This window comes from Deinococcus metallilatus (assembly GCF_004758605.1).
Taxonomy (GTDB): Bacteria; Deinococcota; Deinococci; order Deinococcales; family Deinococcaceae; genus Deinococcus; species Deinococcus metallilatus.
In genome coordinates this window covers 1,707,992-1,732,592 of the sequence record NZ_CP038512.1, presented here as the reverse complement: position 1 = coordinate 1,732,592, position 24,601 = coordinate 1,707,992, and the positions used below count along the sequence as shown (strand labels likewise).

At 68.7% G+C, this 24,601-nt stretch carries 18 protein-coding genes; 9 read left to right on the top strand and 9 right to left on the bottom strand.

Translation table 11 applies throughout. The features are described from left to right. Positions 1-38 precede the first annotated feature (38 nt). A complete protein-coding gene (gene recQ / locus E5F05_RS14315) occupies positions 39-2,294 on the top strand; it encodes a DNA helicase RecQ (protein ID WP_129119307.1) in 2,256 nt (751 codons plus the stop codon). A 148-nt stretch (positions 2,295-2,442) separates the two neighbouring features. Here the strand turns inward: recQ and E5F05_RS14310 are convergent, their stop codons facing one another. The 3 genes from E5F05_RS14310 to E5F05_RS14300 all read right to left on the bottom strand — a co-directional run bounded on the left by E5F05_RS14310 (position 2,443) and on the right by E5F05_RS14300 (position 6,339). After that, on the bottom strand, positions 2,443-3,822 hold the full coding sequence (locus E5F05_RS14310; protein WP_129119306.1) for an MFS transporter: 1,380 nt from the start codon (positions 3,820-3,822) through the stop codon (positions 2,443-2,445). An 81-nt stretch (positions 3,823-3,903) separates the two neighbouring features. Then, positions 3,904-4,839, bottom strand: a complete 936-nt coding sequence (locus tag E5F05_RS14305; protein ID WP_129119305.1) for a hypothetical protein — start codon at positions 4,837-4,839, stop codon at positions 3,904-3,906. Positions 4,840-4,983: 144 nt separating this feature from the next. Beyond that, entirely contained in the window at positions 4,984-6,339 is a 1,356-nt protein-coding gene (locus E5F05_RS14300) for an acyl-CoA dehydrogenase family protein (protein ID WP_129119304.1), read from the bottom strand. Between the two features lie 143 nt (positions 6,340-6,482). On the opposite strand from E5F05_RS14300, the gene E5F05_RS14295 reads away from it, so the two are divergent. Further along, positions 6,483-7,730: a hypothetical protein gene (locus E5F05_RS14295; protein WP_129119303.1), complete on the top strand. Its 1,248-nt coding sequence runs from the start codon at positions 6,483-6,485 to the stop codon at positions 7,728-7,730. Positions 7,731-7,794: 64 nt separating this feature from the next. Beyond that, positions 7,795-8,301 carry a hypothetical protein gene (locus tag E5F05_RS14290; RefSeq protein ID WP_129119302.1) on the top strand — a complete coding sequence of 169 codons (507 nt, stop codon included), beginning with the start codon at positions 7,795-7,797 and terminating at the stop codon, positions 8,299-8,301. Positions 8,302-8,377: 76 nt separating this feature from the next. On the opposite strand, the gene E5F05_RS14285 is transcribed toward E5F05_RS14290, so the two are convergent. Beyond that, the gene (locus E5F05_RS14285) at positions 8,378-9,841 is read right to left on the bottom strand and encodes a class-III pyridoxal-phosphate-dependent aminotransferase (RefSeq protein WP_129119301.1); all 1,464 of its coding nucleotides are present in this window, start codon (positions 9,839-9,841) and stop codon (positions 8,378-8,380) included. Between the two features lie 148 nt (positions 9,842-9,989). Here E5F05_RS14285 and E5F05_RS14280 point away from each other — a divergent pair, with 148 nt between their 5' ends. From E5F05_RS14280 to E5F05_RS14255, 6 genes are all read left to right on the top strand, one after another. After that, a complete protein-coding gene (locus tag E5F05_RS14280; protein WP_129119300.1) occupies positions 9,990-10,742 on the top strand; it encodes a fumarylacetoacetate hydrolase family protein in 753 nt (250 codons plus the stop codon). Between the two features lie 55 nt (positions 10,743-10,797). Then, positions 10,798-12,138, top strand: a complete 1,341-nt coding sequence (locus tag E5F05_RS14275; protein ID WP_129119299.1) for a S41 family peptidase — start codon at positions 10,798-10,800, stop codon at positions 12,136-12,138. Between the two features lie 121 nt (positions 12,139-12,259). Beyond that, the gene (locus tag E5F05_RS14270; RefSeq protein WP_129119298.1) at positions 12,260-14,497 is read left to right on the top strand and encodes an ATP-dependent Clp protease ATP-binding subunit; all 2,238 of its coding nucleotides are present in this window, start codon (positions 12,260-12,262) and stop codon (positions 14,495-14,497) included. A 464-nt stretch (positions 14,498-14,961) separates the two neighbouring features. After that, on the top strand, positions 14,962-15,237 hold the full coding sequence (locus E5F05_RS14265) for a DUF2087 domain-containing protein (protein ID WP_129119297.1): 276 nt from the start codon (positions 14,962-14,964) through the stop codon (positions 15,235-15,237). Further along, the gene (gene radA, locus E5F05_RS14260; RefSeq protein ID WP_129119296.1) at positions 15,230-16,579 is read left to right on the top strand and encodes a DNA repair protein RadA; all 1,350 of its coding nucleotides are present in this window, start codon (positions 15,230-15,232) and stop codon (positions 16,577-16,579) included. The genes E5F05_RS14265 and radA overlap by 8 nt, the downstream gene beginning before the upstream one ends. Before the next feature lie 97 nt (positions 16,580-16,676). After that, the gene (locus E5F05_RS14255; protein WP_129119295.1) at positions 16,677-17,171 is read left to right on the top strand and encodes a WGxxGxxG-CTERM domain-containing protein; all 495 of its coding nucleotides are present in this window, start codon (positions 16,677-16,679) and stop codon (positions 17,169-17,171) included. A gap of 446 nt (positions 17,172-17,617) precedes the next feature. Here the strand turns inward: E5F05_RS14255 and clpB are convergent, their stop codons facing one another. The 5 genes from clpB to E5F05_RS14230 form a co-directional block, all read right to left on the bottom strand. After that, positions 17,618-20,176, bottom strand: coding sequence for an ATP-dependent chaperone ClpB (clpB, locus tag E5F05_RS14250; RefSeq protein WP_129119442.1), 2,559 nt, complete (start codon positions 20,174-20,176; stop codon positions 17,618-17,620). Between the two features lie 94 nt (positions 20,177-20,270). Continuing rightward, positions 20,271-21,263 carry a lipocalin family protein gene (locus E5F05_RS14245; RefSeq protein WP_241687168.1) on the bottom strand — a complete coding sequence of 331 codons (993 nt, stop codon included), beginning with the start codon at positions 21,261-21,263 and terminating at the stop codon, positions 20,271-20,273. A 129-nt stretch (positions 21,264-21,392) separates the two neighbouring features. Next, complete coding sequence (locus E5F05_RS14240) at positions 21,393-22,163, bottom strand: ABC transporter ATP-binding protein (RefSeq protein ID WP_206733017.1); 771 nt, start codon at positions 22,161-22,163, stop codon at positions 21,393-21,395. Further along, positions 22,156-22,971 carry an ABC transporter ATP-binding protein gene (locus tag E5F05_RS14235; protein ID WP_129119293.1) on the bottom strand — a complete coding sequence of 272 codons (816 nt, stop codon included), beginning with the start codon at positions 22,969-22,971 and terminating at the stop codon, positions 22,156-22,158. The genes E5F05_RS14240 and E5F05_RS14235 overlap by 8 nt, the downstream gene beginning before the upstream one ends. Then, positions 22,968-24,599 (bottom strand): branched-chain amino acid ABC transporter permease, encoded by a 1,632-nt coding sequence (locus tag E5F05_RS14230; RefSeq protein WP_129119292.1) that lies wholly within the window; start codon positions 24,597-24,599, stop codon positions 22,968-22,970. The genes E5F05_RS14235 and E5F05_RS14230 overlap by 4 nt, the downstream gene beginning before the upstream one ends. Positions 24,600-24,601 lie beyond the last annotated feature (2 nt).

Sequence of the window (24,601 nt, the reverse complement as noted above, 5' to 3'; positions counted from 1 at the left end):
CATTACGCCACCAGCAGAACGCGCTATCCTGTCCGTTGATGACCGCCGCCCTCTCGCCCACCGATCAGCGTGCCCGCGAAGTCCTGAAGTCCGTGTGGGGCTACGACGCCTTCCGGGGCGTGCAGGCCGACATCGTCCGCACGGTGGCCGAGGGGGGCAATGCCTTGGTGCTGATGCCGACGGGCGGCGGCAAGAGCCTGTGCTATCAGGTGCCTTCTCTCCTGCGCCCTGGCGTGGGCATCGTGGTGTCGCCCCTGATCGCGCTGATGAAGGATCAGGTGGACGCGCTGCGGCAGGTTGGCGTTAAGGCCGCCTTCCTGAACTCCACCCTCAGCCCGGAAGGCGTGCGCGAGGTGGAAGCGGCCTTGACCGCCGGGGAACTCGACCTGCTCTACGTCGCGCCCGAACGGCTGCTGCTGGACCGGACGCTTGACCTGCTGGAACGCGCCCCGGTCGCCCTCTTTGCGATTGACGAGGCACACTGCGTTTCCCAGTGGGGGCACGATTTCCGGCCCGAGTACGGGCAGTTGCATGTCCTGCCCGAACGCTTTCCGCATCTGCCCCGCGTCGCGCTGACCGCCACGGCCGACGAACGGACCCGCGCCGATATCCTGCGCGTGCTGGGGCTGCACGGCGCCCCGCAGTTCATCTCCTCCTTCGACCGTCCCAACATCCAGTACCGCGTGGCGCAAAAGGTTGGTCCCAAGACGCAGCTCCTCGACTTCATCCGCAGTGAGCACGAGGGCGACGCGGGCATCGTGTACTGCCTCTCGCGCAAGTCGGTGGAGGAGACGGCGAAATGGCTCCAGGCGCAGGGCATCGACGCGCTGCCGTACCACGCGGGCCTCTCGCCACGCGAGCGCAATCTGGCGCAGGACCGCTTCCTGAACGAGGAAGGGTTGGTGGTGGTGGCGACGGTGGCCTTTGGGATGGGCATCGACAAGCCCAACGTGCGCTTCGTGGCGCACCTCGACCTTCCCAAGAGCATGGAGGGGTACTACCAGGAGACGGGCCGCGCCGGGCGCGACGGGCTGCCCAGTACCGCCTGGATGGTCTACGGCCTGGCGGACGTGGTGAACGTGAAGCGGATGCTGGCGCAGAGCCTCGCGCCGGAGGACGTGAAGCGCGTCGAGGCCGCCAAGCTCGACGCCCTCCTGACCTACTGCGAGGCCGCCACCTGCCGCCGTCAGGTGCTGCTGTCGTACTTCGGGGAGACGCTCGCGGCGCCGTGCGGCAACTGCGACGTTTGCCTGAATCCCCCGCGCGTGCGTGACGCCACCCGCGAGGCGCAGATGGCCCTCTCGGCGGCGATCCGCACCGGCAACCGCTTTGGCGCGGCGCACCTGACGGATGTGCTGCTGGGCCGTGACACCGAGAAGGTGCGGGCAATGGGCCACCACCTGCTCCCCACCTTCGGCGTCGGGCGCGAACACGACGAGAAGACCTGGCGGGGCCTGCTGCGCCAGCTCGTCAGCCTGGGGTATCTGGCGGCGGGCGACCACCACGGCCTCAGCGCCACTGGCAAGGCCCGTCCCTTGTTGAAGGGCGAGGAGACGCTGAAGCTGCGCGAGGAAACGCTGGTGCCCAAACCCGCCAAGCGCGACCGCGAACGTGCCCCCCGCCAGGGCCGCGCCCCGGTGGACGCCCAGGATCAGCCGCTCTTCGAGGCCCTGCGCCAGTGGCGGCTCGGGAAAGCCCGGGAGCAGGCCGTCCCCCCCTACGTGATCTTCAACGACTCGACTCTCAAGACCATCGCGGAACTGCGGCCCGGCAGCCTGCACACACTGGGGACCGTCAGCGGGGTGGGCGCGCGCAAGCTGGAACAGTACGGGGAGGAGGTGCTGGAGGTGGTGCGGGGGCATTCGGGCGGCCAGCGACCAGCGGCCAGCCGTCAGTCCAGTGGAGCGGAGCGCGGGGCGGCGGGGAACGCGGCGGTGCTGGGAGTGTTGCGGGGAAGTGAACAGCTCTCAAGCCGTCAGCCGTCAGCGGTCAGCTCTCAACCGGAAGCGCGGCCCGCCGCTCTCTTCCCTTCCTCCCCCCCACAACCCGCAGCCCACGACCCACAACCCCATCCCGAAGTGGCCGAGGCCCTGCGCGAACTTCGCAAGGAACTCTGCCGCGAGACGGGGCTGAGCGCCTTCGTGATCTTCCCGAACGCCACCCTCGAAGCGCTGGCGGCCCGGCAGCCCCGCACGCTGAACGACCTGCGCGGCCTACCGGGCATGGGGGAGAAGCGGATCGAGGCCTACGGGGAGCGCATCGTTGACGCGGTGCTGACCGTGCTGGACGGCTAATCTGGGGTATGTCTCCCGAAGCTGGCCGCCTGAGCCGCACTTTTCGCCGCAACCTCGACCCATCACCTGCCAGGCGTGCCCGAGGAGGCCGCGCACCTCCGCGCGGGGGAGGGCAGCAGCCTGAACTGGGTCGTGGGGCATGCTCTTCTCAGCCCCGGACCTCTGCCTTCCCATGCCTCAAGGGGCGGAGCGCCAGGCTCAGCGCGAATCCCGCCGCGACCAGGCCGAAAGCCAGCAGGTAGGCCCGCCCCAGCCCCTCGGCCAGCGCCGGACCGCCCGAGGCGATGGCCCCGGCTCCGATCAGCAGGGCCATCAGCGCCACGCCCAGCGCACCGCCCATCTGCCGGGCGAACAGCACGCCGCTGGTGACGGCCCCGAGTTCGGAGCGGGCCGCCTGCTCCTGCGCCGAGAGCAGCAGGCTCAGCATGGCGAAGCCCATCCCCATCCCGACCACGAAGCCCAGCGCGGACGTGACCCACAGCGGCTGATGCACCGCCAGCGTCAGCAGCGCGAACATCACCGTCAGCACCAGGAAGCCCAGTTGCGCCAGCCGGGCCAGCGGCACCCGCGTCAGCAGCGGCGCGCTCAGCAGGCTGCTGAGGGTCCATCCCACCAGCATCGGCGTGAGAATCGCGCCAGCACCGGTCGCGCTCCCGCCGCCCACGCCCTGCGCGTACAGCGGCAGGTAGGCGATCACGCCGAAATAGGCCGCGCCGCCCAGCAGATTGCCCGCGAAGGCGATAGCGGTGGTGCGTTGCCGCAGCGCCCCCATCGGCAGCAGGGGGTCGGGGTGCCGCCGCTCGACCCAGACGGCGGCCACCAGTGTCAGCAGCCCCAGCGCGACCAGCAGCCACGCCTTGCCCTCCAGCCCCCAGACGGTCAGGCCGCTCCCCAGCGTGAAGAGGGCCGCCCCCGCCCAGTCCAGCCGTGCGGGGCGCGGCTTGCCCGTCTCATGCAGGTGGCGCAGCGCGATCAAGAAGGCCGCGAGTCCAAACGGCAGGCTGGCGTAAAAGGTCCAGCGCCACGACAGCGTGTCGGTCAGCCAGCCGCCCAGCAGCGGCCCCAGCAACCCCGACAGGCCCCACACCCCGCTGATAAAGGCCTGCACCCGCCCGCGCTCGCTGAGCTGGTACGTTTCCCCCACGATGGTCATCGTGAGGGGCAGCACCGCGCCCGCCCCCAGACCCTGCAAGACCCGCGCGCCCACCAGCCAGCCCATGCTCTGCGCGAGGCCGCACAGGGCGCTCCCCAGCAGAAACAGCACCACGCCCACCAGATACAGCCGCCGCCTGCCCAGCACGTCCGACGCGCGGCCCCACAGCGGACTGCTGACGGTGCTGGTGAGCAGGTACACCGCAAAGGGGAGCGCGTAGAGACGCTGCCCACCCAGGTCCGCGATCACGCTGGGCATGGCTGTCGCCACCACACTCGATTCCAGCGCGGCCAGAAACACGCCCAGGATCAGGCCGGTGGTGGCGAGCTGACGGGCCTGCCGGGCGGCGGGGGAGAGGGTCGGCGGGTGGCTCATGGAGAGCAGGCTAACGCCGCTGCCCCCGGGCCGACAACAACGCCGCCCCCACGGAGGAGGGCGGCGCGGAGGGGGCGCGGCTTAGCGAGCGACCGGAATCTCGGGGATGGCGCGGTGGGTGGAGGCGCTGCGGGCACCCATCACCGAGAACAGCAGGGTCAGACCCGCGGCCAGCAGCCAGCCCAGGCCGGTGTTGCGGGCCGCGATGCGGGCGTTGGCCGCCGCCGTGTTGGCGAGGTCGGTGGCCTGCTTCTGGATGTTGTTGATGTCGTTGGAGATCACCTTCTGGACTTCCTGGGCCTGCGGCGCACTCAGCCCCTGACGTTCCAGCCGGTTCACGAAGTCCTGGCCGGTCAGGGCGTTCTGGATGGCCTGGATGCGGGCGGTGGCAAAGTCACCGATGGTGCTGAGGTTCTGGTTGCCCAGGTCATAGGCGGTGCGGCGGTAGATGTTGGTCACCACGTTGGCGGCGGCCTGCACCTGCTGCTGGTTGAGGCTGGGGCTGTTCTGGGCGATCAGGTTCACCACGTCCTGCTCGTTGATGTTGCCCAGGAAGTTCTGCACCGGGTTGGACTGCGCGGCCCCCGCTGTCGCGGCGGCTCCGGCGGTCGCGGCGGTGCCCGCCAGGGTGCCCACGATGTTGGTGGCCGTGCCAAGCAGGCTGCTGGCCGCGCTGTAGGCGAGCCAGGTGGTCAGCAGCACCAGCAGGCCGCCCGTGACCATGCCGGTCATGGTGGCGTCACTGTGCGTCATGGCCGCGATGCCGTCAGTGTTGCGGGTGGCCGGGGCACTGGCGCGGACCGCGGTCAGGCCCGCCGCATAGGCGCCCACCAGCGCGGCGATGGCGGTCCAGATCAGGGCGGCGACCCCAGTGCCCGTCAGCGTAATGCTGGTGAGGGCGGTGATGACGACGCCCAACGCCAGGATGCTCAGGGTGGTCACGAAGCCCAGTGCCAGGCCCGCGAGAACGCCGCCCCAGTGGAGCCGGTGAGAGAGTCGGTCGGTGTTCAGTGTCATGGCTTCTCCTCCTCCGTCGTTCCCCGTAGGGGAATCTGTCCGGTATCGGCCCGTCCAGGTTGGGCCTCTTCCTTTTCACCCTAACCGCCGCCTACGTCCTTGACGTTATCCGGACACTTAACACCCCCCTCATATCCAGGCCCCCTACACGAAGGCGCTCAGCCCGGTGACTGCCCGGCCCACCACCAGCGTGTTGATCTCGTTGGTGCCCTCGTAGGAATAGATCGCTTCGGTGTCCGCGAAGTGCTTGGCGACGAGGTACTCGAGCAGGATGCCGTTGCCGCCGAAGGTTTCCCGGGCCAGCGCCACCGTCTCGCGGCAGCGGGCCGCCGTGACCACCTTGGCGAGCGCGGCGTGCTCGTCGCGCATCAGCCCCGCGTCGGCCATCTGCGAGAGCCGCAGGCACAGCGAGAGCGTGGTCGTCACGTTGCCCAGCATGTGAACGAGGTGGTTCTGGATCAGTTGAAAGGCGCCGATGGGCTTGCCGAACTGCTCGCGGGTCTGCGCGTACTTCAGCGCCAGTTCGTATGCCCCCAGCGCGCAGCCCACGCCCTGCCAGGCCACGCCCGCCCGCGTGAGCCGCAGCACCTCGGCGGTCGTCCGCCAGCCGCGCACCTCCTGAAGACGGTCCGACTCGGGCACCCGGCAGCCTTCCAGCGTGATCTGTCCGTTTTCCACCATCCGCAGCGCGATCTTGCCCGCGATCTTTTGCACGCGGTAGCCCGGCGTCCCCGCCCGCACGATGAAGCCCCGCACCTCCCCGGTGTCCACGTCGCGCGCCCAGATCACGGTGAAGTCGCTGAAGGTGGAGTTCCCGATCCACTTCTTCTCGCCGTTCAGAATCCAGGTGTCACCGTCGCGCTGGCAGGTGGTCCGCATCCCCTGGCTGACCTGCGAGCCGCCTTCCGGTTCGGTCAGCCCGAAGGCGCCGATGGCCTCCAGGTCGAGCATTTTCGGCAGCCACTCGGCTTTTTGCTGCGCCGAGCCGCCCAGGGCGATGGAGGCGAACGCGAGGCCGGTATGGACGCCGAAGAACACGGCGGTGGAGACATCCACCCGGCAGAATTCCAGCGTAATCAGGCCCTCCATCAGCGTCGCGTCGGGCTTGTGGGTGCCGTCCTCGTTCCAGACCCGGCGCGGCAGGTCGAGCGCCCGCAGTTCGGGAATCAGGTGGCGCGGGAACTCGTCGCGACTCCAGTACTCGTTCATGATCGGCGCGACCCGCTCCTCCATGAAGCCGCGCACCCTGAGCCGGACCACCTGCTGCTCCTCTGTGAGGTCGTCCAGTTGCCCGTAGAAGTCGCCATCCGGCTCCGGCAACGCCCTGGGCGGGCGGTTGCCCCGGTCCAGCAGCCGCGAGAGCTGCTTCAGTTGCCCGTCACTCAGGCGCGAGGCGGTTCCCAGCAGCGCGGGCAGGTCCACCTTCTGGCTCAGCCGCCCCAGCGCCTCCAGGTCGATCTGCCCGAGCAGCTCCAGGGGATTTCTTGAAGGCGAGGTCATATCCCCCGTTGTACCTGGTGCAAGTGTGCCGGACCGCCAGCCCCGACCCGCCCGCCGTTCACGCAATGTTCAGTCTTGGTGCCGGTCCCTGGGATGGGCAGGTGAGGGATCGGTCCGGCGGAGGCTGACGTACTGTGTGACGTATGCCATCCCCTGAAAGTTCGGCCCCTGGAGTCTGGGCGCGGCTGCGGGCCTCCCTGCGCGGCGAACGCGACGCGGAAACGCTCTATGCCTACCGGCGGGCCGGGGCGCAGATTCACCCGCTACTCGACGCCGCCGAACGCCGCCGCTTCGACCTGATGGTGAGCGGCCAGAGTCCCTTCGCCGTGCCGCGGCACGTGGGGCTGGAACTGGCCTGCGCCTGGAACGCCTTCGCCCTGCAAACGCTGGGCGACAAGATGCTGGAGGCGGACGAGGCGGCCGACCCCACCACCGCGGGCTTCGTCCCGCCGGTCACCTTCGATCAGGTGCAGGGCTACTACAGCGGCGTGCAACGCTGGCTGGGCCACGCGAGTCAGGCGGCCCACGACCCCGCCTTCGACCTGCCCCCCGGCACCCTGCCCGCCCGGCTGCCGGAATGGTCGCCGGTCGAACCCTGCCCCCGCCCCCACCTGGAGGCGATGATGGCGGCGCTGGAGGCCATGCGCCTGCACGCCGAGGCCGCGATGCACGGGCTGGAACAGGCGACGCCCGAAGCCGACGCGCCCCGGCTGGCCCGCTTGCGCGGTCAGGTGGCGGAGGCGCTGTCGCAGGCGGGCTACGTGTCGGGCATGTACACGCCCGGCGCGTCGCTGGCTCTGCACGAGCAGATCGAGGAACAGGCCAAGCGCGCCACCGAGAGCCTGTACCGGGTGGGCCAGCTCATCAGCTATCCCGCGCTGCTGACCGAGCCCGGCCGCGCGCCCACCCCCCCGGGCCGCGAGCGGCCGCGCCAGGGCACCTTCGCCCGGATCCCGCTCCCCGGCGAGCCGGGCTTTGATCCCTGGGCCATGACCGACCCCGGCAACGTCGCCACTCTGCGCCGCAACCCCGACGCCCGGCGCGTGATCGAGGAGATGTGGGCGCTCGACCCCGATCCGGCGGCCAGCTTGGCCCTCTGGGACGATGTCCGCCGCGCCCTGCAAACGGGGGGCGCCGTCCCGGCCCGCCACCCCGATGGCCAGTTCGTCGGCTTCTACTTCTGCACGCCCTACTGCGCCATCTACGAGGCCCGGCGCCCCCTGGTGATCGGAGACACGCCCGTCCCGAAGGGCCAACGCTTCACCCTGGAGTGCGCGGCAGAAGGTGTCCGCATCGGCTACCCCTTCAAGCGTGAGGTGGTCGTGGGGAGTTTCCGCACCGCCACCATCGACTACTGTGACCCCGACCAGCCCCCGCCCCACGACGAGTGAGCCTCTCGCAGCTTCATGGCCGCGCGTCCCGGCAGAGTCAGGGCCGGGACACTAGCATGACCGGGTGAACCCCAAGCCCACCCGCCCCCTGCCCACGCGGCCCGCCGGTTACGTGGAACTGGCGCGGTACAGCAGCCTGGGACGCTTCTGGACCTGTCTGGGCGGGGCCGAACGTGCCGGACGCGAGATCACGCTGGTTCGCGGCGACACCCCGGACCTGTGCCGCCGCCGCGTCAGCGGCTACGCCCTGCCCGGCGCGGCCCTGCTGCTCGACACCGGCCGCGTCACCCAGGCCCTCGACGACGGCTTCGAGACGCATCCGGCCCTCCTGGCCCTGCTGGCGGGCGACCCTGGCCCCCTGCGCGCCGAACTGAACGCCCACTTCGAGCTGCGCCTCGACTTCGTGCTGGCCTTGACCGCCGCCCGCGACCTGATCGCCCGGCCCGAGTTCAGCTACGTCCCCCTGGTGCGCGGCCTCAGCGACCTGCCCGCCAGCCTGCCCCTCCAGCCCCGCCGCCTGGCACGGGACGAGGTGCATCTGCTGGTGCAGCGGGCGTGTGGGCTGGCGTAGGGGAGACGGTACGCCGTGCGCGGTACGTGGTCAAAGCTCATTTCCTGCGCCCTGAGTACCGCGCACCGCTTCCCCCTCACCCGTCGCTCTCCGTCCGCTTCTTCGGCTTGCTCGCCGCGAACTTCGCCAGCCGGGCGGTGATGCCGGGCGGCGTGTTCGTCAGCAGATAACGGGAAGCGGGGTTGCGCTCTGCAAAGGCGTCCACCCGGTCAAACAGGCGCCCGAAGACCTCTTCCGGCATGTCGAGGGCGGGGGTGAGGCGCACGGTGCGCTTGGAACTGAGGCTGAGGTTCGCCATCACGCCCATCACGTGCAGTTCGCGCAGGGCGAGGATGGCGGTGGCCTCGAAGACCAGTTCCTTCAGCACGCCGGGGAGGGGCACGCCGACCATCGGTTTGAACTGCATGGCGAGCAGGAGGCCCTGGCCGCGCACATTCTCCAGTAACCGGGGATACCGCCGCTGCACGGTCCGCAGCCGCTCCAGCCCCACCGCGCCGAGGCGGGCGCTGCGGGCGGGAAGGTCACACTCGATCAGGTATTCCAGCGACTTCAGGCCGACCGCCATCGCCAGCGAGTTGCCGCCGAAGGTGTTGGAATGCCGCTTGGAGCTGAGCCCGCCCAGCATCTTCTTGTAGATCGCGTGCCGGACGATGGTCGCGCCCACCGCCGTCATCCCGCCGCCCAGCGGCTTGGCGAGGGTGACGATGTCGGCGTCGAGGCCCTGCGCCGCCGACTCGAACCAGTGTCCGGTGCGGCCCAGGCCGGTCTGAATCTCGTCCGCGATACAGACGATGCCGTGACGGCGGCACAGGTCGCCCACGCCGCGCAGGAAGCCGGGCGGGGGAATGTTCACGCCGCCCTCGCCCTGGATCGGCTCGACCACCACCGCCACCACGTTGTCCGGCCCCAGCCGCCGGATCAGCCGCGTCAGCGCGTCCAGGTCGCCGTAGGGGCTGGTCAGGGCGCCGGGCACCAGCGGGCGGAAGATGTCCTGGTACTCGGGATTCGGCGTCAGGCTGAGGCTGCCCAGCGTCTTGCCGTGGTAGCCACTGGAAAAGGAGATGTAGAACTTGGCGCGCGGCCGCCACGCCTTGGCGAACTTGAGCGCCCCCTCGATGGCCTCGGTGCCGCTGGAGCAGAAGAAGACCTGCGAGTCGGCATGGGAGGGCAGTTCACGCGCCAGCAGCCGCACCAGATTGGTCTGGAGGGCCGCCCGCCAGGGCGAACTGGACTGCTGCGGCAGGCCCATCGCCCGGTTCTTCTCCAGGTACTCCTGCAAGAAGCGGGTGACCACCGGCGGCATGTCCCCGAACGGCACGGCGGCGTACCCCGAGGCGTTGATGCGCCGCACGCCATGTTCGTCTTCCAGTTCCCAGGGTGTCACGCGGTAAAAAGGCCCGGCCAGCCCCAGCAGGTCGAGGCCGTACAGCAACTCCTCGTTGCCGTAGCGCATGTCGAGCGTCCTAACTTCGGCGGGACCGAGGCGTTCGTCCAGCACGTCCTGCGCGCGAATGAAACCGGGGGGGAGGGGGGCGGTCATGACGGGCAGTCTAGCGGTCAATCCACCTCCACTCCCAGCGCGGGGTCGGAGGGGACCACTTTCCAGCGTCTCGCTGTTCTCGGCGTGCGCGTCCCCAGCCGGGTCCATGTCCCCGGTGAGGCCGCACCGCAGCGTATATCCTCCCTCTATGCGTCTTGTCAGAATCGAATACGGCAATGCTCCCCGCTGGGGCCAGGTCGAGGGAGACACCATTCACCTCACGGACGGCATGGGGGGCGAGCCGACGGGGGAGACGGTGCCGCTCGAAGGCGCCCGGCTGCTCGCGCCCGCCGAGCCGACCAAGATCGTCTGCGTGGGCCGCAACTACCTGGACCACATCAAGGAACTCGGCAACGATACCGGCGACCTCCCCAGCGAACCCGGCATCTTCCTGAAGGGGCCGAACGCGCTGGCCGAACCCGGCGGCACCGTCCAGTATCCCGACTGGACCCAGAACTTTCACTTCGAGGGCGAACTGGCCCTGGTGATCGGGCAGCAGGCCCGCGACCTGAGGCCCGACACGGCTTTGAGTGCCGTCCTGGGCTATACCTGCGGCCTGGACCTCACCGCCCGCGACCTCCAGAAGCAAGACCTCCAGTGGTTCCGGGCCAAGGCCGCCGACCGCTTCTGCCCGCTCGGTCCCTGGCTCGAAACCGACCTCGACCCGACCGACCTGCGGGTGCAGACGCGCGTGAACGGCGAACTCCGCCAGGACGGGCGCACCAGCCACATGATCTTCGACGTGGTGCAGATTCTGACCTACCTCACCCGGTACGTGACCCTGGAACCCGGCGACGTGGTGCTGACCGGCACCCCCGAAGGCGTCGGCGCGCTGCACCGGGGCGATACCGTCGAGGTGGAGGTGCAGGGGATCGGGACGCTGGTGACCCACATCGGCTGACCGACGCGGGCAAGCGCCACGGTTGCTCATTGCCGCCGCGCGCTAGCCTGAAGACGTGCCTACAAGCCGCCGCGCCCGCGCCCTGGCCCTCGCGTTCCTCACCTCTCTTCCGGCGGGGGCGAGTCCCGCCACGGACCTGTTCGGGGCGGCCACCCGCGCCGTGCAGCAGCAGTACTACGGCTGGTCCACGGTGGACCGCACGCAACTTGGCGAAAAATACGCGGCGGTCCTGGCCGAGAAGTGTGCGCCGCAGGGGGACGCCTGCGACTACGCGACCGGCCGCGCCGTGCTGAACGACATGTTCAGCGAACTGGGCGACGCCCACACCAACATCCGCGACGCGGAGGGGGCCGAACGGCTGGCCGAGGTTTCCCAGAACCGGGCCGTGAATCGCACCGGCGTGCGGGTGGTGCGGGTGGCGGGCGGCCTGCTGGTCGTGTCGGTGATGCCGGGGAGTCCCGCCGAGCAGGCAGGTCTGCGCCGCTTCGACCTGCTCACCGGGGTGAATGGCCAGGCCGCCGGGAAGGACGTGGGCGGCCAGAACCTCCCGGTCGGCTCCAACGAGTTCATCCGGCTGGAACGCGCGGGAGCACCCCTGAACGTGACCCTGCGCCGGGCGGGCCAGCCCGACCACCCCCTGACGCTGCCCACCGCCCGCCTCCAGGCCCGCGACGAGCCGAACCTCACCTGGACCGGGCCGGACGGGAAGACCGCCCTGATCGACTACCCGTCCTTTCTGGCCAGTGACAGCGCCGCGCTGTTCCTGAAGAGCGTGGCCCAGGCGCAGGCGGGCGGCGCGGCGGCACTGGTCGTGGACCTGCGCTACAACGGCGGCGGCAGCCTGCAACAGTGCGTCGCGGCCGCCAGCATCTTCGGGCCGGTGGTGTACAAGACCCGCGAGCAGGGCCTCAGCTACACCTACGCGGGCCTGCGCGGCGAGCCGGTGTTCCCCTTCCTGGCGCGGGCGGCGGGGCCGGGCTGGGCCCTGTGGCGCGGCCCGCTGGCGGTGCTGGTCGGTCCGAACACCGCCTCCTGCGCGGAGGTCTTCGCGTACTACGCGCACAGAGCCGGGGCCGTCGTGGTGGGGGAGAAGACGCGCGGTGTGGGCAACAGCGGCGTCGTCTTCGAGCCGATGCCCGACGGCGGCGTGCTGTCCGTGACCATCCTGCGCGCCTACAGCGAAGCGGACGAACCGCTCCCGGCCGCCATCACGCCGGACGTGGCCGCCCCCACCGACGTGAGCGCCCTGACGGCCCAGGGCCGCGACACCACGCTGGAAGCGGCGCTGACCGCCCTGCGCGCCCCGGCGGCACCCGCGGCGGGCCTGCGAATGGGGTCCGGGCAGACAGACGCGGGCGGGGGCGGGGACGCTAGCCTGAGCGTGGGCAGAAGGTAACGCTAAACCGCGTCGTGCGCGCGAACAGGCCCGTAGACTAGAATTGATGCAGCCTCGACACCCGCTTTCCAACGCGCTGCGCCCAGGCGCGGTGCAGCCCGCCCGACACAGGGGGTAGCCCATGAACAGATACGACGACCGCGCCCGCCTCGTGTTCCACTACGCCCGTGAGGAAGGCAACCGGCTGGGCCACGCGATGGTCGGCCCCGAACATCTGCTGCTCGGCCTGATGCGCGAGGGCGGCACCGCCGCCACCATCCTGACCGAGTTCGGCGCTTCACTGGACGGCCTGCGCCGCCGCGTGGAAGAAATCATCGGCCGGGGCGAGGGCAACCGCCTGAACGACGCTCCCTCCATCACCCCCCGCGCCCGCCGCGTGATGGAACTCGCCTCCGCCGAGGCCCGCTCGCTCGGCGCCCAGGTGACCAGCACCGAGCACATCCTCCTGGGCATCATCCGCGAGGGAGACGGGGTGGCCTTCCGCATCCTGCAAGAGCTGACGAAGGACGTGGACACGATCCGCTGGCGCGTGCTGGCGCAGGGGGACAGCAGCACCGGCAAGGCCGCCAAGCCGGTCGCCACCCCCTTCCTCGACGAGTACGGCCGTGACCTCACCCGGCAGGCCCGCGAGGGCAAGCTCGACCCGGTGATCGGCCGCAGCGAGGAAATCCGCCGCGTCACCCAGATCCTGACCCGCCGCACCAAGAACAACCCGGTATTGATCGGTGACCCCGGCGTGGGCAAGACCGCCATCGTGGAGGGCCTCGCGCTCGCCATCCACGAGAAGCGCACGCCGCCCAACCTGCACGGCGTCCGCCTGGTCAGCCTCGACCTGTCGGGCGTGGTGGCCGGGACCAAGTACCGCGGCGAATTCGAGGAGCGGCTGCGCCAGATCATCGAGGAACTCCGCAATGCCAAGGTGATGGCCTTTATCGACGAGCTGCACACCCTGGTCGGGGCGGGCGGCGCGGAAGGGACGCTGGACGCGGCGAACATCCTCAAGCCTGCGCTGAGCAGGGGCGAGATTCAGGTGATCGGCGCGACCACCACCGGCGAATACCACCGCTACATCGAGAAGGACGCCGCCCTGGAACGCCGCTTCCAGCCGGTGATCGTGCTGGAACCCAGCCCGGCCGAGACGCTGCAAATCCTGCGCGGCCTGCGCCCCCGCTACGAGGAGCACCACGGCGTCCAGATTCCCGACCCGGCGCTCGAACTGGCAGTCCGCATCGGGGAACGCAGCCTCCCGGGCCGCAACTTTCCCGACAAGGCCATCGACCTGATCGACGAGGCCGCCAGCCGCGTCCGCCTGAACATGAGTGTCGGCCTGCCCGTCGCGGAGACCGAGGACGGCGAGCCGATGGTCACCCGCGAGGACATCGAGAGCGTGATCAACTCGATGGGCGGTATTTACTCCGACGAGTCGGCGGCGCAGCTCAGCGACCTCGAAGAGCAGCTCACCGATCAGGTGTACGGCCAGCCGGAGGCCATCAAGGCGCTGTCCAGCGCCCTGCGCCGCGCCCGGGTGGGCCTGGGCGGACGCACCCGCGTTTCGGCCAGCTTCCTCTTCGTCGGCCCCAGCGGCGTGGGCAAGACGCACCTCGCCAAGGCATTGGCCCGCACCCTCTTCGGCTCCGAGCGTTCGCTGATCCGGGTGGACATGAGCGAGTTTCAGGAATCGCACTCCATCTCCAAGCTGATCGGGTCCCCTCCCGGCTACGTGGGCTTCGAGCAGGGGGGCCGCCTGACCGAGGCCGTGCGCCGTCAGCCCTTCTCGGTGATCCTGCTCGACGAGATCGAAAAGGCGCACCCGGACGTGTACAACACCTTCCTGCAAGTGCTGGACGACGGCCGCCTGACCGACGGGCTGGGCCGCACGGTGGACTTCCGCCGCACCATCATCATCATGACCAGCAACACGGGCTTCAACGTGAATCCGACGGTGGGCTTCAGCCCGGTCACGCCCGACAACAACGCGCCGCTGCGGAACATCTTCACGCCCGAGTTCCTCGACCGCCTCGACGACGTGATCCGCTTCCGCCCGCTCGGCGAGGAGGAACTGGTGCGCGTCGCCCAGCAACTGATGGGGGAGATGCGCGAGGAACTCACCAGCCGCGAGCTGAACGTTACCTTCGACCCGGCCATCGCCGCCTGGCTGGTGGGCAAGCTCAAGGCCCGCAGCCCCAAGCACGCGGTCGGCAGCTCCCGCCAGCTCCGTACCCTGGTCCGCGAGGAGATCGAGGACCCGCTGGCCCTGGAACTGATCGGCAACGCGGGCGAGGAACTGCGCGTGGTGCTGGGCCAGGACGGCATCCAGTTCGAGCGCGGGACGACGGCACCGCCACAGATCCTGGCCTGAACCTCGAAAGTCAACAAGGAGCCCCGGAGTGCCCTCCTCCGGGGCTTTTTGCTGGCTGGTCCCGGGCGGGCTTCAGGCCGGGAAACTCCACGCCTATCAGTCCGTTGTTCTCCCACTCGCTCTGCTCGGATTTCCAGGTTGACAAGACAACCTTTCGTAGTCGATATCAGCCTGAATGACGGGGAGCCCGTCACTGACGCTGGCAGACCTGGCAAAGGCAGCGGTGTTGGTGATGCCTTCACTGGAGCCGATATCTCCACCCGGAGCTTCACCTGGGAATCACCTGTTGCTGTCGGCCCTCCGTTGCTCCTGGTGAGGCAAGATGCCGTCCTCGTGGTGGGTCCTGGCTTCGGATGGCTGAACGGAGCCGGAGGAGAGGCTATGCGGCGTGCCGTGTTGCACTTCCCCTTCCTTCTGTATCCCGGCACGGTCCCTTCTCCGCCCAACCGCTACCATGCTCCTCTATGACCAAGAGCATCGCCGCCTTTCAGGACGAATACGGCCGCATCACCGGCTGGCCCTCCGACCGCCGCCGGGCGCATCAACTCGCCATCCTCGATTACCTCACCGGCCTCTTCGAGCCGGGCCGCCGCTACGGCGAGGACGCCGTGATGGCGGTGCTGCGCGACCACAGCACGCTGGAGGAACCGGCGCTCCTCCTGACCGAACTGGTGGACGGCGACTATCTCGTCACGCGAGACGGCGACTACTGGCGGGCAGACAGCAGGCCCAATGGCTAGGGTCACCACCCGGTACGTCTGCACCTCCTGCGGCTACCAGTCCGCCAAACCGCTGGGCCGCTGTCCCAACTGCCAGGCCTGGAACTCCTTCGAGGAGGAAGCGCCGGTCGTGGCGAGCGGCAAGACGCGGGGCAGCCTGGGCGGCGGTTACGGCGGCGTCACCGGGGGCCGCCTCACGCCCCTCTCGACGGTCGGGCGGCGCGAGGAACCCCGGACGCGCACGGGCATCGCGGAACTCGACCGGGTTCTGGGGGGCGGCCTGGTCGCGGGCGGCGTGACGCTGATCGGCGGCGAACCCGGCATCGGCAAGAGCACCCTGCTGCTTCAGGTGGCCGACAGGCTCGCCCGGAATGGCGGGGCCGTGCTGTACGTCGCGGGTGAGGAATCGCTGGAACAGATTCGCCTGCGGGCCGACCGTCTGGGCGTGACCGCCGAAATTCAACTCACCCGCGACACCCGCGCCGAACACATCGCCGCCCTGATGGCCGAACACAAACCCGCCCTGTGCATCGTGGACTCGATCCAGACCGTGACGGTGGAGGGGGACGGCACGCCCGGCGGTTTGGCCCAGGTCCGCGAGGGGACGGCCCTGCTGACCCGCGCGGCCAAGGAAACCGGGACGGCGACGGTCCTCGTCGGCCACGTCACCAAGGAGGGCACCGTCGCCGGGCCGAAGGTGATGGAACATATCGTGGATACCACGGTGTTTCTGGAGACGGTGGGCGCCTTTCGCCTGCTCAGGAGCGTGAAAAACCGCTTCGGTCAGGCCGGAGAACTCGGCGTGTTCGAGATGCGCGGCGAGGGCCTGGTCGCGGTGGAAAATCCCAGCGCCGCCTTCCTGGCCGAGCGGCCTGTGGGTGTGCCCGGCAGCGTCGTCGCCGCGACCATCGACGGGCAGCGGCCCATGTTGCTGGAAGTGCAGGCGCTGGCCGCCAAGACCCCCTACCCCAATCCGCGCCGCGTGGTGGTCGGCCTCGATCCCCGGCGAGTGGACGTGGTGCTGGCCGTGCTGGAGCGCCGTCTGGACCTCACGCTGGGGGGGCTGGACGTGTACGTCAACCTGGCTGGCGGGCTGAAGGTGCCGGACCCGGGCCTGGACCTCCCGGTCGCGCTGGCGGTGTACTCGGCGGTGGTCGGCCGGGCGTTGCCGGGCAACGTCGCCGTCTTCGGAGAGGTTGGCCTGGCAGGTGAGGTCCGCTCCACCCAGGGGGCGCTGCGCCGCGCCGAGGAGGCGGCCCGCGCCGGATACCTGCACCTGATCGTTCCTCCCGGCCTGGACGGACGCGAGGGTGTCCGCAGCGTGGAGGAGGCTGTGGGCCTGGTCTGGCAGCCGACCCCCTGAGTTTGAGGGGCGCTTCAGCTTTGATAGGGGTTTAGTCAAGGAAAGGGTCAGGTTCTGAAATGTCCCGACCAGAATTCTCGGTCACACTGACCTCACTATGAATAAGGCGCTGAAGACCCTGACCCTGACCGCTCTGCTGGCTCTGCCTGTGAGTGCCCTGGCTCAGACCGATACGACCGGAACCCCTGGGACGCCCGGTACGACCAATACCACCACCGGGACACCCGGTACGGATACGACTGGGACGCCTGGAACCAGCGATACCACCACCGGGACGCCCGGCACCGACACGACCGGAGCCGGAACCACGGACACCACGGGAGCAGCCGGGACCACCGGTACCCCTGGCACCGACACGACCGGGGCCGGAACCACGGATACCACGGGGGCAGCCGGGACGCCCGGCACGACGGACACGACCGGAACCGCCGGAACAACCGATACCACGACGACCGGGACCACCACCACGACGAACCGCAATAACGGCTTCGACTGGGGCTGGCTGGGCCTCGCCGGACTGATCGGCCTGGCTGGTCTGTCCCGTGGCCGACGCGATGTCGACACCCGCACCGCAACCACTGTGCGCCGCTGAGTATTCAGCAGAAAGCCGCCGCTCCTTAACCGGGCGGCGGCTCTGTTCTTCCAGTATCTTTCAAGCTGGGGAGTATGGAGCCGGTCGTCTCTGTCAATCCAGCCAAAACTCTTTGTTCGAAATCTCTGCTTTGATGCTTCGCGTATGATTCCTAAAGCGATCTCCATAAGAGTCTGGACAATGACTCTTTTCTGAGCCTCGCTTGGCAAGTTTTAAGGGCGGAGCTGATGTCCTCCATTATCCATGAATCACGGCTGAGCATCGAATGCTCAAAGGTTTCAAAGAAGAGGAGCGGCCACAGAAAAGCTTCGACGGGAGGGTGCGACTACGGGGCTTCGTCCACAGAGCAACTAGAGGCGAGCCTCCTATGATAGAACAGCCGCCGCCCATTGCACGGACGGCGGCTGATTTGCTTTCCTAATTCCTAACGCCTAATACCTCATCTCTCAGTGCAACACCCCAGTCTCGAACCGGAACTTGTTCCCGTCGTAGTCCACCGTCAGCGTGCTGCCTTCCGGCACCTGACCTTGCAGGATTTCGCGGGCCAGCGGCGTCTCGATCTCGCGGGCGATGACGCGCTTGAGGGGGCGGGCACCGAAGGCGGGGTCGTAGCCGATCTGCGCGAGTTTGTCCTTCGCGGCGTCGGTCAGATGCAGCGTGACGCGGCGTTCGGCCAGGCGGCGGCGCAGGCCGCTGAGCTGGATTTCGACGATCTTGTGCAGGTCGGCGGGCGTCAGCGCGTCGAAGACGATGATGTCGTCGATGCGGTTCAGGAACTCGGGGCGGAAGTGTGCTTGCAGCACCTGGAGAACCTGCTCGCGGATGCTCTCGGGGCTGTCGCCGCGCGCCTGCGCTTCGAGGATCAGCGGCGAGCCGATGTTGCTGGTCATGATGATCAGCGTGTTGCGGAAGTCCACCGTGCGGCCCTGTCCGTCGGTCAGGCGCCCATCGTCCAGCACTTGCAACAGCACGTTGAACACGTCCGGGTTCGCCTTCTCGATCTCGTCGAGCAGGATCACCGAGTAGGGGCGGCGACGCACGGCCTCGGTGAGCTGGCCGCCTTCCTCGTAACCCACGTATCCGGGAGGCGCCCCGATCAGGCGGGCGACGGAGTGCTTCTCCATGTATTCGCTCATGTCGATGCGGATCATTGCGTCGGGTGAGTCGAACAGGAACTCGGCCAGAGCCTTCGCCAGCTCGGTTTTACCGACGCCGGTCGGCCCCAGGAACATGAAGGAGCCGAGGGGCCGGTTGGGGTCGTTCAGCCCCGCGCGGGCACGGCGGATCGCGTCGGCCACACTCACGATGGCGCGGTCCTGTCCGATGACCCGCCCGTGGAGCTGCTCTTCGAGTTGCAGCAGCTTCTCGCGCTCGCCCTCCATCAGCTTGCTGACCGGAATGCCCGTCCAGCGGCTCACGACCGAGGCGATGTCCTCATCGGTGACTTCCATGTGGGCGAACTCGGCGTTCTTGAGCTTGCGCTCCAGGTCCTGCACGTCCTTTTCCAGTTGCGGGAGCTTGCCGTATTCCAGCTCGGCCGCCCTTCCGAGGTCGTATTCACGCCGCGCCTTCTCGATGTCGGTCCGCACCTGGTCCAGTTGGTCACGCTTCTCGCGCAGGGCCTGCACTTCACCTCGCTCGGCCTCCCAGCGGCTGCGAACCTCGGCCAGCTCGTCGGTGATGGCCTTGAGCTGGTCCTCGATGTCCAGCAGGCGGTTTTGCGAGTCGGCGTCTTTTTCCTTCTTCAGCGCCTCGCGCTCGATCTCCAGTTGCAGCTTGCGGCGTTCGAGTTGGTCGATGCGCTCGGGGCTGCTCTCCAGCGACATCCGCAGGCGGGCGGCGGCCTCGTCGATCAGGTCGATGGCCTTGTCGGGAAGCTGGCGGTCGGTGATATAGCGGTTGGAGAGCTGCGCGGCGGCCACCAGCGCGGGGTCGGTGAGGTTGACGTTGTGGTGCGCCTGGTACTTTTCCTTGATGCCGCGCAGGATGGAGATGGTGTCCTCCACGCTCGGCTCGTCCACGAATACGGGCTGGAAGCGGCGTTCCAGGGCCGGGTCCTTTTCGATCTCGCGGTACTCGTTGAGCGTGGTCGCGCCGATCAGGTGCAGTTCGCCGCGAGCCAGCGCGGGCTTGAGCATGTTGCCCGCGTCGGGGCTGCCCTCGGTCTTGCCCGCACCGACGATGGTATGCAGCTCGTCCACGAAGAGAATGATCTCGCCCTGCGACTGCACCACCTCGTCGATCACGGCCTTGAGGCGTTCCTCGAACTCGCCCCGGAACTTGGCCCCGGCGAGCAGGCTGCCCATTTCCAGCGAGACGATGCGCTTGTCCTTCAGCCCCTCGGGCACGTCGCCCTTGACGATACGGATGGCGAGGCCCTCGGCAATAGCCGTCTTGCCGACGCCGGGTTCACCGATCAATACGGGGTTGTTTTTGGTGCGCCTCAGCAGGATCTGCATGACGCGGCGGATTTCCTCGTCGCGCCCGATCACCGGGTCGAACTTGCCGTCGCGGGCGCGCTGGGTCAGGTCGGTGCCGTATTTTTCCAGCGCGTCGAATTGCTGTTCAGCGGTCTTGGTGGTCACGGTCTTTCCTTTCCGGGCCTCGGTCACGGCCTGACGGAGGGCGGCCTCGCTGGGGAGGCCGGGCGTGCGGCTCTCCGCGCGTAGCGCGAGCAGCAGCGTGTCGGCGGCGATGAAGGAGTCGCCAAAAGCCTGCGCTTCCTTCTCTGCTCCCTGGAGAGCACGGTTCAGCGCCGGGTCGAGATAGAGCTGTTCGCCGCCCCCCTGCACTCGCGGGAGCTTGGCGATTTCGGCGTCGAGGGCCTGGCGGATAGCGTTCAGGTCACCCCCGGCAGCGGTCAGGGCACGGGCGGCGGTGTCGTTGTCGAGCAGCGCACGCAGGACATGCGCCACGGTCAGGGTTTGTTGATGGTTCGATTGTGCGAGTTGCTGCGCCTGCACGATGGCCTGCAAGGCAGCCTCAGTGAAGCGTTCGGGATTCAAGGTGATGTCCTCCTCAATGACCCTCATTGTAAAAGTTGAGTGTGATCATGTCAACTTTATGGAGTGCTAATAATGGTGATTTTTATTCTGCTTCTCACCGCCCCGACGGCCCGAAGCGTCCCCCCTCGGCGCGGGTCAGCACGCCGCCCACGAACTCGCCCATGCCCTCCGCCGTGATCGCCTGGCCGTTCAACGTGCCCTGACCGCGCACCGGCCCCTCCCAGTACGCGACGGAGGTGTTTCTCGCCAGCAGCTCCTGCTCGTCGCGCACGGCCTCCAGGGTCAACTTCAGGTCCGGCGCGCTGACCGTCCAGTCCAGCACGTACTCGCGCCCGCTGGGGCTGCGCCACACCCGGCCCGGCGTCATGGTGAGGCCTGGCACCTCGCGCGCCACGCCGTCCGTCCCCACCCGCGAGGCGGCCACCTGCGCCACCTTTCCGGCAGCGTCCCGCACCCGGTACAGCATCAGGTCCGAGCCGTCCGAGAGGTGCAGCCCGAACCAGTCCCAGCGGGCCTCCCGGCCGGGCTGCTGGTCGCCCCACTGGTGGTCGAGCCAGGCCAGGCCGCGCGCCTCCCGCGTTTCGCCGCCCGGCAGCGTGACCGTGCCGCCCACCTCCAGCCGGGTGAGGCTCTGGTAATACATCCGCCCCAGTTCCGGCGTCCCCGAGTAGCCCGGCGGATGCACCACCGGCCCCCGCCGCGGCGTGAGGGTGAGGTTCAGCGGCCCGGCCTGGAGGTGGTAGGCGTTTCCCTCCTGCACCAGCCGCCAGTCCCCCTGTTCCACCCGCAGCGGCGGAAAGCCGAAGCGGGCACGCTGCGACTCGTTCTCGAAGAACTTCAGCTTTCCGGTTCGCAGGTCGACCACCGCGACATGCCCCGCGTGGTAGGGAAGACCTTTGTAGTTCACCTTGAACTGCGCCCAGTGAAAGGCCAATCCCGACTCCGGCAGGTAGGCCGACACGTAATACCACTCGGTCGCGGTGTTGCGGGACCCCAGGTCCGCCGGGTCCGGCAGCCGCGCGGGGTCGAAGCTCTGCGGCGCGGGCAGACAGGACGAGAGAAGGGAGGCGGAGACGAACGCGGTCAAGCCAGCTTTCAGGAGCCTCATGGTTGACCTTACCCGGTTTCGGCGGGCCGTTCGGTGGGCGGGGGTACGGAGCGGGCATGGGAAAAGGGCCGCCCCCGTCGGAAGCGGCCCCCAGCCCGGTCGCTGTCTTTACTCGTCGCCCAGGTACGCCTTTCGCACGCTCTCGTCCTGCGCGATCTGCTCGGCCGGACCGCTCAGCCGGATCTCGCCGGTTTGCAGCACGTAGGCGCGGTTGGCAATCGCCAGGGCCATGCTCGCGTTCTGTTCGACCAGCAGAATCGTGGTGCCGCGCTCCTTGTTCAGCCGCTCGATGATGTCGAAAATCGCCTCCACGAAGAGGGGGGAGAGGCCCATGCTGGGTTCGTCCAGCAGCAGCAGCCGGGGATTCACCATCAGCGCGCGGGCAATCGCCAGCATCTGCTGCTCGCCGCCCGACATGGTGCCGCCCAGTTGCCCCTCGCGTTCCTTGAGGCGGGGAAACAGCGCGAACGCCTCCTGCACCCGTTCCTCGATCACGCGGCGGTCGGTCACCGTGTACGCGCCCACCTCCAGGTTCTCGCGCACGCTGAGCTGCGCGAAGATGCGCCGTCCCTCCGGCACGTGGCTGATGCCGCGCTGCATGATGGTGTGGGCGGGCAGGCCGGTGATGTTCTGCCCCTCGTAGATCACGCTGCCCACCTTCGGCTTCATCATGCCGCTGATGGTCCGCAGGGTGGTCGTCTTGCCCGCGCCGTTGCCGCCGATCAGGGCCACGATCTCGCCGGGATTCACGGTCATGTTCAGGCCCTTGAGGGCGTGGATATGGCCGTAGTAGGTATGGACATCGCTCAGTTCCAGCATCGGCGTTTCGGCCGTGCGAACGGCCTGCCCGCTGCTTGCCACCATCACTTGCTCAGGCATTCGGCCTCGCCTCCTTGCCGTACTCGCCCGCCGCCGCGCCGCGGCCCAGGTACGCTTCCATCACGCGCGGGTCGTTGCGGACCTCGTGCGGCCGCCCCTCGCTGATCTTGGTGCCGTAGTCCAGCACCGTGATGTTCTCGGACAGGGTCATCACCAGGCGCATGTCGTGTTCGATCAGCACCACCGTCACGCCCAGGTCGTCGCGGATGCGGCGGATCAGGGCCTTGAGGTCTTCCGTCTCGCGGGGGTTCATGCCCGCCGCCGGTTCGTCGAGCAGGATCAGCTTGGGCGTGGTGGCGAGCGCGCGGGCGATCTCCAGTTTGCGCTGGTCGCCGTAGGGCAGATTGGTCGCCAGCTCATTGCGCCACTTGCTCAGGCCCACGAAGTCGAGCATCACCCGCGCCGTCTCGCGCGCCTCGGCCTCGGTCTGATGGAAGGTGCGGGTCCGCAGCACCGCGTCCCAGAAGCCCACCTTCAGCCGCGCGTGGCGCCCCACCATGATGTTTTCCTCGGCGGTCATGGTCGAGAACAGCCGGATGTTCTGGAAGGTGCGGGAAATCCCGGACGCTGTCACCTGATCGGGCCGCAGGCCCACCAGCTCCTCTCCAGCGAGGCGAATGATGCCCTTATCGGGGGTGTAGATCCCGGTGATCAGGTTGAAGAAGGTGGTCTTGCCCGCGCCGTTCGGCCCGATCACGCTGATGATGCTCTGCGCGGGCACCTGAAAGGTCACGTCGTTCACGGCAGTCAGGCCACCGAAGGTCTTGGTCACGCCCTGCACGTCGAGGATGTTCGGGATGTAGGTCACTGCACGCCTCCTGCCCGCTCGTCTTCCTTCTCCGGGGCGAGGCCGGGGCTGTAGACGTCGCTGCCCCCGGCCGCCGTGAGCGCGGGGCCGTGGCCCAGGACACTGTCGTCCTCCTGGTCTTCGTCTTGGTGCAGTTCCAGCGTGCGGCGGCGGTTGGGCAGCAACCCCTCCGGGCGCAGCAGCATGCTGGCCACCAGGATCACGCCGAACACGAGCCGCTGGAGCTGGCCCGGGTTCACCTGTTGCGGAATCCAGGGGATGTTGGCGGTCGCCTCGCCCAGTCCCGGCAGAATCCGCAGGTTCAGCAGCGTCACCACCGCCGCGCCCAGGATCACGCCGGGGAAGGACCCCATGCCGCCCAGGATCACCATGCTCAGCACGCCGATGCTCTGGAACAGGTTGAAGCTCTCCGGGCTGATAAAGGTCTGCTTGGCCGCGAAGATCATGCCCATCGCGCCCGCGAAACTGGCGCCGGTCGCAAAGGCGATCAGCTTGGTCTGCACCAGCGGCACGCCCATCGCCTGCGCCGCCACCTCGTCGTCGCGGATGGCGATCCAGGCCCGCCCGATGCGGGAGCGGTCCAGCCGGATGTTGACGGTCAGGATCAGCGCGATCATCACCAGCACCACCACGTACAGGAACAGCAGGTAATACTGGTCCGGCTGGAAGCCGAGTGCCCCGGCCAGCCGGTCGAACCACGGCACCGCCGCGCTCTTGATCGGCGTAATGCCCTGTGAGCCCGCCGTGTACAGGCCCAGGTTGTTGGCCAGCACCCGGATCACCTCGCCCAGCCCCAGCGTGATGATGGCCAGGTAATCGCCCTTCAGCCGCAGCACCGGCAGGCCGATCAGGACGCCCACCACCGCCGCCGCCAGCACGCTCAGCGCCAGGAACAGCCAGAAGAAGTTGGCGTCGAGGCCGGTCGCCAGCCCCTGCGCGCGGAAGGCGTTCAGCACCAGCAGCGCCCGCCCGGTCAGGATCAGCCCCACGACCAGCCCCAGGCTCGCCAGCGCGAAGCTCCAGGTGGAGGCCCGCGTGGGCCGGGCGACCCGCCGCCGGATCGCGATCATGCTGGCGGCCGTGACGGCGGTCAGGAACAGCCCCAGGGCCAGCGTCCCTGCGTTCGTCGCGCCGGGATTCTGGCCGTAGTACCGCAACACCTCGGAAAAGCGCGGGCTGGCGAAGATACCCCAGGTGTAGGCCCCGACCGCGAAAAAGGCCACGTACCCGAGGTCCAGCAGGCCCGCCAGCCCCACCACGATGTTCAGCCCCAGCGCGAGCGCCGCGAAGATCATGATCTGGATACTCAGGTCGAGCAGGCTGGTGTCTTCCTGTCCGGCCCAGGGCAGCACCAGCAGCAGGCTGCCCAGGCCCACCAGCGCCTTGGCCCAGGGGGCGGCGCGCCACAGGTACGCGAACAGCACGTTGGCGAGAAACAGCGACACGACGACCGCTTCCACGATGGGGTTGTGCAGCACGGTCCCCAGGCCGCCCAGATTGCCCAGCAGGTCGTTGTTGTGCGACACCAGCAGCAGGGCGCTGGTCACCAGGAAGATCAGCACCAGCATCCAAGTACGGTCCGGCGCCGGGGCGGCGCGGCGCGGCAGGGTGGGATTGCCAGCAGTCATAC

What these genes read in the sequence shown, in the direction of transcription:
- E5F05_RS14300 (WP_129119304.1), bottom strand. Translation starts at nt 6,339, where the DNA reads ATGACCTCGCCTTCAAGAAATCCCCTGGAGCTGCTCGGGCAGATCGAC.
- E5F05_RS14280 (WP_129119300.1), top strand. Translation starts at nt 9,990, where the DNA reads ATGCGTCTTGTCAGAATCGAATACGGCAATGCTCCCCGCTGGGGCCAG.
- E5F05_RS14255 (WP_129119295.1), top strand. Translation starts at nt 16,677, where the DNA reads ATGAATAAGGCGCTGAAGACCCTGACCCTGACCGCTCTGCTGGCTCTG.
- E5F05_RS14310 (WP_129119306.1), bottom strand. Translation starts at nt 3,822, where the DNA reads ATGAGCCACCCGCCGACCCTCTCCCCCGCCGCCCGGCAGGCCCGTCAG.
- radA (WP_129119296.1), top strand. Translation starts at nt 15,230, where the DNA reads ATGGCTAGGGTCACCACCCGGTACGTCTGCACCTCCTGCGGCTACCAG.
- E5F05_RS14240 (WP_206733017.1), bottom strand. Translation starts at nt 22,163, where the DNA reads ATGCCTGAGCAAGTGATGGTGGCAAGCAGCGGGCAGGCCGTTCGCACG.
- E5F05_RS14295 (WP_129119303.1), top strand. Translation starts at nt 6,483, where the DNA reads ATGCCATCCCCTGAAAGTTCGGCCCCTGGAGTCTGGGCGCGGCTGCGG.
- recQ (WP_129119307.1), top strand. Translation starts at nt 39, where the DNA reads ATGACCGCCGCCCTCTCGCCCACCGATCAGCGTGCCCGCGAAGTCCTG.
- E5F05_RS14270 (WP_129119298.1), top strand. Translation starts at nt 12,260, where the DNA reads ATGAACAGATACGACGACCGCGCCCGCCTCGTGTTCCACTACGCCCGT.
- E5F05_RS14265 (WP_129119297.1), top strand. Translation starts at nt 14,962, where the DNA reads ATGACCAAGAGCATCGCCGCCTTTCAGGACGAATACGGCCGCATCACC.
- E5F05_RS14285 (WP_129119301.1), bottom strand. Translation starts at nt 9,841, where the DNA reads ATGACCGCCCCCCTCCCCCCCGGTTTCATTCGCGCGCAGGACGTGCTG.
- E5F05_RS14230 (WP_129119292.1), bottom strand. Translation starts at nt 24,599, where the DNA reads ATGACTGCTGGCAATCCCACCCTGCCGCGCCGCGCCGCCCCGGCGCCG.
- E5F05_RS14305 (WP_129119305.1), bottom strand. Translation starts at nt 4,839, where the DNA reads ATGACACTGAACACCGACCGACTCTCTCACCGGCTCCACTGGGGCGGC.